The organism is Burkholderia sp. (assembly GCF_018375725.1).
Taxonomy (GTDB): domain Bacteria; phylum Pseudomonadota; class Gammaproteobacteria; order Burkholderiales; family Burkholderiaceae; genus Burkholderia.
In genome coordinates, this window is sequence record NZ_JAHACR010000123.1 from 1 (window position 1) to 11,317 (window position 11,317).

Annotated in this window: 14 protein-coding genes; 13 read left to right on the plus strand and 1 reads right to left on the minus strand. The window is 65.3% G+C overall.

The features are described from left to right. Positions 1–150, minus strand: a 150-nt coding sequence (locus KH616_RS14370; protein WP_292245923.1) for a Maf family protein, incomplete at its 3' end; no start/stop codon positions are given. Positions 151–337: 187 nt separating this feature from the next. Here KH616_RS14370 and KH616_RS14375 point away from each other — a divergent pair. The 13 genes from KH616_RS14375 to KH616_RS14435 all read left to right on the plus strand — a co-directional run. Next, positions 338–973 carry a DUF177 domain-containing protein gene (locus tag KH616_RS14375; RefSeq protein WP_292245523.1) on the plus strand — a complete coding sequence of 212 codons (636 nt, stop codon included), beginning with the start codon at positions 338–340 and terminating at the stop codon, positions 971–973. Between the two features lie 96 nt (positions 974–1,069). Next, positions 1,070–1,249, plus strand: a complete 180-nt coding sequence (gene rpmF / locus KH616_RS14380; protein ID WP_006051932.1) for a 50S ribosomal protein L32 — start codon at positions 1,070–1,072, stop codon at positions 1,247–1,249. 129 nt (positions 1,250–1,378) lie between these two features. Then, a complete protein-coding gene (gene plsX / locus KH616_RS14385) occupies positions 1,379–2,482 on the plus strand; it encodes a phosphate acyltransferase PlsX (protein WP_292245893.1) in 1,104 nt (367 codons plus the stop codon). Continuing rightward, positions 2,483–3,472, plus strand: a complete 990-nt coding sequence (locus KH616_RS14390; protein ID WP_292245895.1) for a beta-ketoacyl-ACP synthase III — start codon at positions 2,483–2,485, stop codon at positions 3,470–3,472. Positions 3,473–3,542: 70 nt separating this feature from the next. Continuing rightward, the gene (gene fabD, locus KH616_RS14395; RefSeq protein ID WP_292245898.1) at positions 3,543–4,475 is read left to right on the plus strand and encodes an ACP S-malonyltransferase; all 933 of its coding nucleotides are present in this window, start codon (positions 3,543–3,545) and stop codon (positions 4,473–4,475) included. Between the two features lie 37 nt (positions 4,476–4,512). Continuing rightward, positions 4,513–5,262: a 3-oxoacyl-ACP reductase FabG gene (gene fabG, locus KH616_RS14400; RefSeq protein WP_292245901.1), complete on the plus strand. Its 750-nt coding sequence runs from the start codon at positions 4,513–4,515 to the stop codon at positions 5,260–5,262. A 143-nt stretch (positions 5,263–5,405) separates the two neighbouring features. Continuing rightward, positions 5,406–5,645 (plus strand): acyl carrier protein, encoded by a 240-nt coding sequence (gene acpP / locus KH616_RS14405; RefSeq protein WP_292245904.1) that lies wholly within the window; start codon positions 5,406–5,408, stop codon positions 5,643–5,645. Positions 5,646–5,795: 150 nt separating this feature from the next. Further along, complete coding sequence (gene fabF / locus KH616_RS14410) at positions 5,796–7,028, plus strand: beta-ketoacyl-ACP synthase II (protein WP_292245907.1); 1,233 nt, start codon at positions 5,796–5,798, stop codon at positions 7,026–7,028. An 11-nt stretch (positions 7,029–7,039) separates the two neighbouring features. Continuing rightward, complete coding sequence (locus KH616_RS14415; RefSeq protein ID WP_292245910.1) at positions 7,040–7,504, plus strand: hypothetical protein; 465 nt, start codon at positions 7,040–7,042, stop codon at positions 7,502–7,504. A gap of 99 nt (positions 7,505–7,603) precedes the next feature. After that, positions 7,604–8,203 carry an RNA polymerase sigma factor RpoE gene (rpoE, locus tag KH616_RS14420; protein WP_233863788.1) on the plus strand — a complete coding sequence of 200 codons (600 nt, stop codon included), beginning with the start codon at positions 7,604–7,606 and terminating at the stop codon, positions 8,201–8,203. Positions 8,204–8,289: 86 nt separating this feature from the next. Continuing rightward, positions 8,290–8,883, plus strand: coding sequence for a sigma-E factor negative regulatory protein (locus tag KH616_RS14425; protein ID WP_292245916.1), 594 nt, complete (start codon positions 8,290–8,292; stop codon positions 8,881–8,883). Between the two features lie 5 nt (positions 8,884–8,888). Continuing rightward, on the plus strand, positions 8,889–9,944 hold the full coding sequence (locus KH616_RS14430) for a MucB/RseB C-terminal domain-containing protein (protein ID WP_292245918.1): 1,056 nt from the start codon (positions 8,889–8,891) through the stop codon (positions 9,942–9,944). Between the two features lie 16 nt (positions 9,945–9,960). Continuing rightward, the coding region (locus KH616_RS14435; RefSeq protein ID WP_292245921.1) for a DegQ family serine endoprotease at positions 9,961–11,317 on the plus strand (1,357 nt) is incomplete at its 3' end.

Consider the following 11,317-nt stretch of genomic DNA (forward strand, 5'->3'; position numbering starts at 1 on the left):
CGCGGCAGGCGTCTCGTCGGGCAACGGGGTTTCGTCGAGGTCGGGCGACACGACGTCGAATGGCACGCAAAGCCGCTCGAGCAGCGCGCGGCGGTAGCGGGAACTGGAGGCGAGAATCAGCCGCGGCGGGCGGCAAACGGTGTCCGGCATGGTCGGTTGGAGTGATGAGTCGTCAGTGCGTCACGCTGCGGTGCGCGGAGCGTAAGCTTAAGTGATTGACTGTAAAAGGTAAAAGGGGTATGCTTTCCCGCTTTTCATCGACGGGTTTCGTTTGGATGCCCGTCGAGTCTTCGGATTGTTCAACGGCGCCGAGCCGGATCGACACGTAGGAGCGCACATGAATTCCTCTTCTGGCAAGCCTGCGGTTACGCTGGATCCGCATGCGGTCGACCTGTTCGAGTTTGCCCGCAGCGGGCGGCAGGCAGCCGGCGCCGTGCATCTTTCGCAGCTGCCGCGCATGTTAAACGAAGTGCCGGCGGACGCGCCAGAACGCGACACGGTCTTCACGTGGCAGGCGGAAGGGTTCACGCAGAACGAGCTGCAGGACGATGGCACCGAAGGGGCGCAGCCGTATCTGCGCCTCGCGCTGCATGGCCACGCATGGCTCGAGTGCCAGCGCTGCGTGACGCCGTACGACCAGGCGTTCGACGTCGACATGGTGTACCGGATCGTCGCAACCGAAGAAGAAGCTGAAGAATTTCCGCTCGACGAAGATGAAGCCGATGTGATCGTGGGCTCCCGCCATTTCGATCTCGTCGAATTGATCGAGGAGGAGTTGCTGCTTTCGCTGCCGCTCGTGCCGAAGCACGAGGTTTGCCCGGCGGTTCACGAAAGCCTCGTGTCGGGTGCGAGCGGTCCCGCGGCCGAAACGGACGAAGAGTCCGGCGAAGCCGGGGACGAAGGCAAGCAGCCGAACCCGTTCGCAGCGCTCGAAGCGCTGAAGAAGGACGGGGACGGCAACAAGAAACACTGAGCAGTGTGCCGCGGGAAGGCGTAAGGGCCATGGGCCAGGGTAGTTAAGCGCCGGATCGGGCTGTGTTAGAATCCGGAAAATTTTTAGGAGTTAGTCATGGCAGTCCAGCAAAACAAGAAGTCGCCGTCGAAGCGCGGCATGCATCGTTCGCACGATTTCCTGACGGCAGCGCCGCTGGCGGTCGAGCCGAGCACGGGTGAAGTGCACCTGCGTCACCACGTCAGCCCGAACGGCTACTATCGCGGCAAGAAAGTCGTCAAGACGAAGAACGACTAAGCGTCATGTCACGCGTGCCGCGTTACGATCGCTGTCCGCGTGACATCTGGTTCGCTTGACACTTTCCTGGCTCAACAAAAAGGCGGCATTCAACTGCCGCTTTTTTGTGCCTGAAATTCGTCGCATTCCATGACTGTAAAGCTCACAATCGATTGCATGGGAGGCGACCACGGCCCGTCCGTGACCGTTCCCGCGGCAGTCAAGTTCGTCCGCGCGTATCCCGACGCAAATCTGATGCTCGTCGGCATCGAGGATGCGATCCGCGCGCAGCTGAAGAAATGCAAGGCGCTTGACGAACCTGCGCTGACCATCGTGCCCGCCACCGAAGTCGTGGCGATGGACGACCCCGTCGAAGTGGCATTGCGCAAGAAGAAGGATTCTTCGATGCGCGTCGCCCTCAATCACGTCAAGGAGGGCGAGGCCCAGGCCTGCATCTCCGCCGGCAACACCGGCGCGCTGATGGCTGTTTCCCGTTACGTGCTCAAGACGCTGCCCGGCATCGAGCGGCCCGCGATCGCGTTCGCGCTGCCGAACCCGACCGGCTACACGATGATGCTCGACCTCGGCGCGAACGTCGACTGCGAGCCGCAGCACCTGCTGCAGTTCGCCGAGATGGGGCACGCGCTCGTGGCGGCGCTCGAGGGCAAGGATCGTCCGACGATCGGCCTGCTCAACATCGGCGAGGAAGTCATCAAGGGCAACGAGACGATCAAGCGCGCGGGCGAGTTGCTGCGTGCGAGCACGCTCAATTTCCGCGGCAACGTCGAAGGCAACGACATCTACAAGGGCACGGTCGACGTCATCGTCTGCGACGGCTTCGTCGGCAACGTGGCGCTGAAGACGTCCGAAGGCCTGGCGCAGATGCTGTCCGACATCATCCGCGAGGAGTTCGGCCGCTCGCTGCTGTCCAGGCTGATGGCGCTGCTCGCGCTGCCGGTGCTGATGCGCTTCAAGAAGCGTGTCGACCATCGTCAGTACAACGGCGCGGCGCTGCTCGGGCTGCGCAGCCTCGTGATCAAGAGCCACGGTTCCGCGGATGCCTACGCGTTTGAGTGGGCGATCAAACGCGGGTATGATGCCGTCAAAAACGGCGTGCTGGAGCGCCTCGCGCGCGCGATGGCGGACAATGCGGCTTCGCCCGGCGGCGGGCATGACGCCAGCGGCGCCGGACAGGCGAGCCCGCTCGCAGGCCAGCCCGCCGAGCCTTCTGCTGCGCTATCCTCTAAAGCATAAATGGCCCAATCGACTCTCTATTCCCGCGTGCTCGGCACGGGCAGCTATTTGCCGCCCGACCGCGTCACGAACCAGCAGCTGGCCGATCGCCTCGCGAAGGACGGCATCGAGACGAGCGACGAGTGGATCGTTGCCCGCACGGGTATCCATGCACGTCATTTCGCCGCGCCCGGCGTCACGACGAGCGACCTCGCGTTCGAGGCCTCGCAGCGTGCGATCGCTGCGGCCGACGTCGATCCCCAGTCGATCGACCTGATCATCGTCGCGACTTCGACCCCCGATTTCGTGTTCCCGAGCACGGCGTGTCTGTTGCAGCACAAGCTCGGCATCAAGAACGGCGGCGCGGCATTCGACGTTCAGGCGGTGTGCTCCGGCTTTGCGTACGCACTCGCGACGGCGGACAGCTTCATCCGCAGCGGCCAGCATCGCACGGCGCTCGTCGTCGGCGCGGAGACGTTCTCGCGCATTCTCGATTTCAGCGATCGCACGACCTGCGTGCTGTTCGGCGACGGCGCGGGCGCCGTGGTCCTGTCCGCATCGGACGAGCCGGGCGTGCTCGGCAGCGCGTTGCACGCGGACGGCAGTTACTCGAATATTCTCTGCACGCCGGGTCACGTCAATCGTGGCGTGATCGAAGGCAGCGCATTCCTTCAGATGGATGGCCAGGCCGTGTTCAAGCTCGCGGTCAACGTGCTCGAGAAGGTCGCGGTCGAGGCGCTCGCCAAGGCGAACCTCGCGCCCGAGCAGATCGACTGGCTGATTCCGCACCAGGCGAACATCCGCATCATGACGAGCACCTGCCGCAAGCTCGGCCTGCCGCAGGAGCGCATGGTCGTGACGGTTGCGGAGCATGGCAACACGTCGGCAGCGTCGATTCCGCTCGCACTCGACGTCGCGGTGCGCGACGGCCGCATCCAGCGTGGTCAGCATGTGCTGATCGAAGGCGTCGGCGGCGGCTTCACCTGGGGCGCGTCGGTCTTCCGCTTCTGATCCGCGTCACGCGATCCCATCCGGCGCGCCGTTCGTGCGCGCCGTCCGAATCGATTCAATTGGGGACGATATGAAATTTGCATTCGTTTTTCCGGGGCAGGGCTCGCAGTCGGTCGGCATGCTCAACGCATTCGCCGATCTGGCCGTCGTGCGCGAGACGCTCCAGGAAGCGTCCGATGCGCTCAACCAGGATCTCGGCAAGCTGATCGCCGAAGGTCCGGCCGAGGAACTGAGTCTCACCACCAATACCCAGCCCGTGATGCTGACGGCCGCGTACGCGTGCTATCGCGCGTGGCAGCAGGCGGGCGGCCCGGCGCCGTCGATCGTCGCCGGCCACAGCCTCGGCGAATACACGGCGCTCGTCGCCGCTGGCGCGATCGCATTCCGCGACGCGGTGCCGCTCGTGCGCTTCCGCGCGCAGGCGATGCAGACCGCGGTGCCGGTCGGCCAGGGCGGCATGGCGGCCATTCTCGGCCTCGACGACGATACGGTGCGCGCGGTGTGCGCAGAAGCCTCGGCGGCGGGCGTCGTCGAAGCGGTCAACTTCAACGCGCCGGCGCAGGTCGTGATCGCCGGCGACAAGGCGGCCGTCGAGAAGGCCTGCGAAATCGCCAAGGCGAAGGGCGCGAAACGCGCGCTGCCACTGCCGGTGTCGGCGCCGTTCCATTCGTCGCTGCTCAAGCCGGCGTCGGACCAGCTGCGCGACTACCTGGCGGGCGTCGACGTGAAGGCGCCGCAGATTCCGGTCGTCAACAACATCGACGTCGCGGTGGTCAGCGATCCGGCCGCGATCAAGGATGCGCTGGTGCGCCAGGCGGCGGGCCCGGTGCGCTGGGTCGAATGCATGCAGTACATCGCCGGCACGGGCGTCACGCACGTGATCGAGTGCGGTCCGGGCAAGGTGCTCGCGGGCCTCACGAAGCGCATCGACGGCAACCTGACGGGCGCGTCGGTATTCGATCCGGCATCGCTCGACGAAGCCCTCAAGCTGGTCTCCGCGTAACGCGGGACGCATTTCCAAGCAGACGGATATTCGATTCATGGACAAGAATCTCGATAAACAGGTGGCGATCGTGACCGGCGCATCGCGCGGCATCGGCCGGGCGATCGCGCTCGAGCTGGCGCGCCAGGGCGCGACGGTGATCGGCACGGCGACGAGCGAGTCGGGCGCGGCAGCCATCACCGCGGCATTCGCGGAAGCGGGCGTCGCGGGCCGCGGCGCGGTGCTGAACGTCAACGACGCGCAGGCGGCCGAGTCGCTGATCGACGCGACCGTCAAGGAATTCGGCGCGCTGAACGTGCTCGTCAACAATGCGGGCATTACGCAGGACCAGCTCGCGATGCGGATGAAGGACGAGGACTGGGATGCGGTGATCGACACCAACCTGAAGTCCGTGTTCCGTCTGTCGCGCGCGGTGCTGCGCCCGATGATGAAGGCGCGCGGCGGCCGGATCATCAACATCACGTCGGTGGTCGGCTCGGCCGGCAACCCGGGCCAGGTGAATTACGCCGCCGCGAAGGCCGGCGTCGCGGGCATGACGCGCGCGCTGGCGCGCGAGATCGGCAGCCGCGGCATCACGGTCAACTGCGTGGCGCCGGGCTTCATCGACACCGACATGACCAAGGCGCTGCCGGACGAGCAGCAGACCGCGCTCAAGACCCAGATTCCGCTCGGCCGCCTCGGCAGCCCGGAAGACATCGCCCATGCCGTTGCGTTCCTTGCATCGCCGCAGGCCGGTTACATCACCGGCACGACGCTGCACGTGAACGGCGGCATGTACATGTCGTAAGGATTTTCGTTTACCATCCGCGCCGTATCCGGTTTTTAGCGGATCGGCGCTTGATCGACCATCAAGCCAACGCGCGTTTTTGGCGGCAGCAAACCTGATAAAATGCGCGCACTTGCAAATTTGAACTTTCCCTCGGAGGGGTAATGGACAATATCGAACAACGTGTCAAGAAGATCGTCGCTGAACAACTGGGCGTCGCAGAAGGCGAAATCAAGACCGAAGCTTCGTTCGTGAACGATCTGGGCGCGGACTCGCTCGACACGGTTGAACTGGTGATGGCCCTGGAAGACGAGTTCGGCATGGAAATCCCGGACGAAGAGGCCGAGAAGATCACGACCGTTCAGCAAGCGATCGACTACGCTCGCGCGAACGTCAAGGCGTAAGCGTCGTCTGCACTTTCTGCACACGTCGCATTTGACGCATCGTCCTGCCGGCATTGTCGCCGGACGGGCTAACAGCCACAGGGCTTGCAGGGCTGGTTCCTGTGGCCACTGTGGCTTTTGTTTTTGTCATCCAATGGAAAAGAGGTTACCGTGAGCCGCCGTCGTGTTGTCGTTACAGGCCTGGGGCTGATTTCGCCGGTTGGCAATAGTGTTGCCGACGGCTGGGCCAATCTCGTCGCCGGCAAGTCCGGCATCGCCACCGTCACCAAGTTCGATCACACCAACCTGGCCGTGCACTTCGCGGGCGAGGTCAAGGGTTTCAACGTCGAGGACTACGTCTCGGCCAAGGAAGCCCGCCAGATGGATACCTTCATCCATTACGGCATCGCCGCGGGCGTCCAGGCGCTCAAGGACAGCGGGTTGGAAGTGACCGAGGCCAACGCCGAGCGCGTCGGCGTGATGGTCGGCTCCGGCATCGGCGGCCTGCCGATGATCGAAGATACCCACGCGACCTATGCCGAGCGCGGTCCGCGCCGGATCTCGCCGTTCTTCGTGCCGGGTTCGATCATCAACATGATCTCGGGACACCTGAGCATCATGCACGGCCTGAAGGGTCCGAATCTTGCCGCAGTCACGGCCTGCACGACCGGCCTCCACAGCATCGGCCTGGCCGCACGCCTGATCCAGGCAGGCGACGCCGACGTGATGGTGGCGGGCGGCGCCGAATCGACCGTGTCGCCGCTGGGCATCGGCGGTTTCGCCGCGGCGCGTGCGCTGTCGACGCGCAACGACGATCCGGCCACCGCATCGCGTCCGTGGGACAAGGATCGCGACGGTTTCGTGCTGGGCGAGGGCGCGGGCGTGATGGTGCTCGAAGAGTACGAATCGGCCAAGGCGCGCGGCGCGAAGATCTATGCGGAAATCGTCGGCTTCGGCATGACGGGCGATGCGTACCACATGACCGCGCCCAACATGGACGGTCCGCGCCGTTGCATGGCAGCGGCGTTGCGCGATGCCGGCATCAACGCGGATCAGGTGCAATACCTGAATGCGCACGGCACGTCCACGCCGCTCGGCGACAAGAACGAGACCGACGCCATCAAGGCCGCGTTCGGCGACCATGCATACAAGGTCGTCGTGAACTCCACCAAGTCGATGACGGGTCACCTGCTGGGTGGCGCGGGCGGCCTGGAGTCGGTGTTCACGGTGCTGGCGCTGCACAACCAGGTTTCGCCGCCGACGATCAACATCTTCAACCAGGATCCGGAGTGCGACCTGGACTATTGCGCCAACACCGCGCGCGACCTGAAGATCGACATCGCCGTGAAGAACAATTTCGGCTTTGGCGGGACTAACGGTACGCTGGTCTTCAAGCGCGTCTGAAGCGGAATCGCTTGACGAGTCCTCTCGATGTCGCGGCCGCAGATTCGCAGCGGATGACGCTGCGGATCTCGGCCGCGCTTTGCATGTCGCTTGCCATTTTCGTACTGGCGGGCGGTAGCGCGGTTCATCTGTTCCTGGCTCCGCGCGCGGGGCTGGCCGCGGGCATGTGCGGCGCGGGCGCGGCGACGGCGGTGCTGGCCATTGCGGCGCTTCGCGCCTGTGCGCGGCGGCTGCCGGCTGCGCTCCACATCGAGGCGTCCGGACAGGTTGCGGCGTTCGGCCGGGCCGGGCAACTGCTCGCGCGCGGCCGCGTGAAGGGTTTTGCGCACTGGAGCGGCCTGCTGCTCGTGCTGTCGATTGGACAGGACGGGCAGCGCGGCCGCCCGCTGCTGATTCCGGCCGACGCGCTCGACGCGCCGTCGTTCCGCGCGCTGTCCGTGATGGCGAGAAGCGCGGGCGCCGCCGGCGCAGCGTGACGGTCGTCCGTCCGCGCGGTTACGGCTCGTAACCTGAGGCCAGGGCGGGAACGCTACAATAGCGCTCCGCGTTGCATCCCTAGTTAACGGATTTGTCAGGTGAGTGAAAAAGAAATCGATCAGGTTCTGGTCGAGCGCGTACAGAAAGGCGACAAGGCGGCGTTCGAACTCCTGGTCTCCAAATACCACCGCAAGATCATTCGGCTGATCTCGCGCCTCGTGCGGGATCCCGCCGAGGTCGAGGATGTGGCCCAGGACGCGTTCATCAAGGCGTATCGCGCGTTGCCGCAGTTCCGCGGCGAGTCCGCGTTCTATACGTGGCTGTACCGGATCGCCGTCAACACGGCGAAGAACTACCTGGCGACGCAAGGCCGCCGGGCGCCGACCTCGACCGAGGCCGACGCGGAAGAGGCGGAAACTTTCTCGGATGCAGACCAACTAAGGGATATCAACACGCCTGAGTCGCTGTTGATGAGCAAGCAGATTGCCGAGACGGTCAACGCTGCAATGGCTGTCCTGCCCGAGGAACTGCGCACGGCGATCACTTTGCGCGAGATCGAGGGCCTGAGCTACGAGGAAATCGCGGAAATGATGGGCTGTCCGATCGGCACGGTCCGCTCGCGGATTTTCCGGGCGCGCGAGGCAATCGCGGCAAAATTGCGTCCGCTTCTCGATACGCCGGAAGGCAAGCGCTGGTAAGCGCACCGGGCTGAGCGAGGCGGGGCGGGGTCTAGTTACATAGGAAGTCGTGCGTTCACGACGGGGTATGCAAGATGGGGAGCATCATGGGGTCGGTCAATACGCAGTCGCAGGCGTGCTCGCACGGCGAGCGCCTTTCCGCGCTGGTCGACGGTGAAACATTCGATCGTCCGGATCACGGGCAGTTTCTGGCCGGGCTCGACCACGCGGATCGCGCTGCATGGGCCCAGTACCACCTGATCGGCGACGCGCTGCGCTCGGACGAACTGGCGCTTGCGCCGTCGCTGAGCGCGTCGTTCATGGCGCGCATGTCGGTGCAGCTCGAAGCTGAGCCGCACCTGCTTGCGCCGGTGGCCGCGCCCGTCACCCGCAAGCTGCTGTCGCTGCGCCGGCGCGTCGTGCCGGCCTTTGCGGTGGCGGCGGCCGCAGCGACGCTGACATGGATCGTCGTCCCGCAGATGCAGACCGCCACCGCGCCGGGCGCTATCCAGGTCGCGTCGGTCGGTGCGCCGCAGAACAACGCGATGCAGCGCGTGACGGTCGCGCAGGACGCCAACATCATTCGTGACGCGCGTCTCGACCAATACCTCGAAGCGCACCAGCAATTCGCACAGCAGCCCGTCGTCGCGGGCTCGATGCCGCTGATCCGCGCTGCAGTGACCACGACGCCAGGCCAATAAACCCGATGCGGACATTGCGGTTGAATCAAACCATCCCCGGATGGATGCGGCTGCCGGCCCTTCTGCTTTGCGCAGCCGCGCTGTTGTCCGTTCAATCCCGCCAAGCCCTTGCCCAGCAGCCGGACGATCCTGTCGCGACCCGCAAGGCCGCGGCCGATTGGCTCGATCGCATCCAGCAGGCGGCGCAACAGCAGAATTACGAGGGTACGTTCGTCTATCAGCGCGGCGGGTTCGTCCAGTCGTCGCGGATCTCGCACTATGTGTCCCGCGAGGGCGAGTTCGAGCGGATCGAAAGCCTCGACGGCAAGCCGCGCAAGCTGCTTCGGCATAACGACGAGCTGTACACGTTCGTGCCCGAGCGCAAGCTGTGTGTCGTCGAACGCCGGCAAGCCCGCGACTCGTTTCCGGCGCTGCTCGGTGCGAGTGGCGAGCGCGTGATGTCCGTCTACGACGCCCGATTGCTCGGAAAGGATCGCGTTGCCGGAATCGATGCGCAGGTCGTCGAACTGGTGCCGAAGGATGCGTATCGCTTCACATACAAGCTGTGGGCCGACACGCGTACCGGCTTGCTGTTGCGCTCGCAAACGCTCGATGCAAGCGACCACGTGCTCGAACAGATCGCGTTTTCCCAGTTGCGGGAGGGCGGCGCTGGATCGGCCGACAAGACCGCGATCGTTGCCGGCATGCGCAGTTTGAGCGGCTGGACTGTCGTGCGTCCGCCGGTCGCGCCGGTCGACATGGCGGCGCAGGGCTGGCAGATCGCGCCGAGCGTCGCCGGTTTCAGGAAGATCCGCGAGGTGCGGCGGCCAATGGCGGCGCGCGACGCGGGCGAGCCGCCGATCCCGGTCGACCAGGCCGTCTTCACGGACGGGCTGGCGACGATTTCCGTCTTTATCGAACCCGCCGAAAAGAATACGCGCAAGGAAGGCGCGGGCAGCACCGGCGCGACGCACGTGCTCGTCAAGCGCCGTGGCGACTACTGGATCACGCTGCTCGGCGAGGTGCCGCCGGCGACGTTGCAGCAGTTTGCGTCTGCCATAGAATACAAGGCTTCCAGGTAACGCTTCGGTTCCCGACATGATGAAACTCACGCTGCGCAAATGGCTGGCCGTTGCGGCGGTGGCGGCTTGTCTGCCGCTCGTGCCGCATACCGCGGTTGCGGCTTCCAGTGCGAACCTGCCCGATTTCGCGGATCTCGTCGAGAAGGTCGGTCCGGCCGTCGTGAACATCCGGACGACGGCCAATGTGCAGTCGTCCGGCCCGCGAGGCGCATTCCCGCCCGGCTTCGACAACGGCGACATGTCGGAATTCTTCCGGCGCTTCTTCGGCATCCCACTGCCGCAGGCGCCCGGCACCCCGAAAAACGCGCCGGCACCCGATATGCCGCCTGACACCGAGCAGAATCGCGGCGTCGGCTCCGGTTTCATCCTGTCGGCCGACGGCTATGTGATGACCAATGCACACGTCGTCGACGACGCCGACACGATCTACGTCACGCTGACCGACAAGCGCGAGTTCAAGGCGAAGCTGATCGGCGTCGATGAGCGGACGGACGTCGCGGTCGTCAAGATCCAGGCATCGAGCCTGCCGGTGGTCGCGATCGGCGACTCGAACAAGGTGCGCGTCGGCGAGTGGGTCGTCGCGATCGGTTCACCGTTCGGCCTCGACAACACCGTGACGGCCGGCATCGTCAGCGCAAAGGGGCGGAACACCGGCGACTATCTGCCGTTCATCCAGACCGACGTGGCCGTCAACCCCGGCAACTCGGGCGGCCCGCTGATCAACATGCAGGGCGAGGTGATCGGCATCAACTCGCAGATCTACAGCCGGACCGGCGGTTTCATGGGCATTTCGTTCGCGATCCCGATCGACGAGGCGATGCGCGTGGCCGACCAGCTGAAGGCGTCGGGCAAGGTGACGCGTGGCCGGATCGCGGTGGCGATCGGCGAGGTGACGAAGGAAGTCGCCGATTCGATCGGGTTGCCGAAGGCCGAAGGCGCGCTCGTCAGCAGCGTCGAGCCGGGCGGCCCGGCCGAGAAGGCGGGCGTCCAGCCGGGCGACATCATCCTGAAGTTCAATGGCCGGCCGGTCGAAACGGCGTCGGATCTGCCGCGCATGGTCGGCGACACGAAGCCGGGCTCGAAGGCGACGATTACCGTCTGGCGCAAGGGCCAGGCCCGCGACTTACCGATCACGATCGTCGAGACGCAGGCCGATACGACGACAAAGGCCGATCCGCGCAAGAATGCGCCGCAGAAACCGCGCCAGAGCAATGCGCTCGGCTTGACGGTCAGCGACCTCCCGGCCGACCAGCTGAAGGCGCTGAAGCTGCGCAATGGCGTGCAGGTCGACGGCGTCGAGGGGCCGGCTGCGCGTGCGGGGCTGCAGCGCGGCGACATCGTGCTGCGGGTCGGCGACACGGATATCACGAGCG

Coding starts and splice junctions, on each gene's coding strand:
- acpP (WP_292245904.1), top strand. CDS start 5,406: ATGGACAATATCGAACAACGTGTCAAGAAGATCGTCGCTGAACAACTG.
- KH616_RS14425 (WP_292245916.1), top strand. CDS start 8,290: ATGGGGTCGGTCAATACGCAGTCGCAGGCGTGCTCGCACGGCGAGCGC.
- KH616_RS14375 (WP_292245523.1), top strand. CDS start 338: ATGAATTCCTCTTCTGGCAAGCCTGCGGTTACGCTGGATCCGCATGCG.
- plsX (WP_292245893.1), top strand. CDS start 1,379: ATGACTGTAAAGCTCACAATCGATTGCATGGGAGGCGACCACGGCCCG.
- fabG (WP_292245901.1), top strand. CDS start 4,513: ATGGACAAGAATCTCGATAAACAGGTGGCGATCGTGACCGGCGCATCG.
- rpmF (WP_006051932.1), top strand. CDS start 1,070: ATGGCAGTCCAGCAAAACAAGAAGTCGCCGTCGAAGCGCGGCATGCAT.
- fabD (WP_292245898.1), top strand. CDS start 3,543: ATGAAATTTGCATTCGTTTTTCCGGGGCAGGGCTCGCAGTCGGTCGGC.
- KH616_RS14430 (WP_292245918.1), top strand. CDS start 8,889: ATGCGGACATTGCGGTTGAATCAAACCATCCCCGGATGGATGCGGCTG.
- KH616_RS14390 (WP_292245895.1), top strand. CDS start 2,483: ATGGCCCAATCGACTCTCTATTCCCGCGTGCTCGGCACGGGCAGCTAT.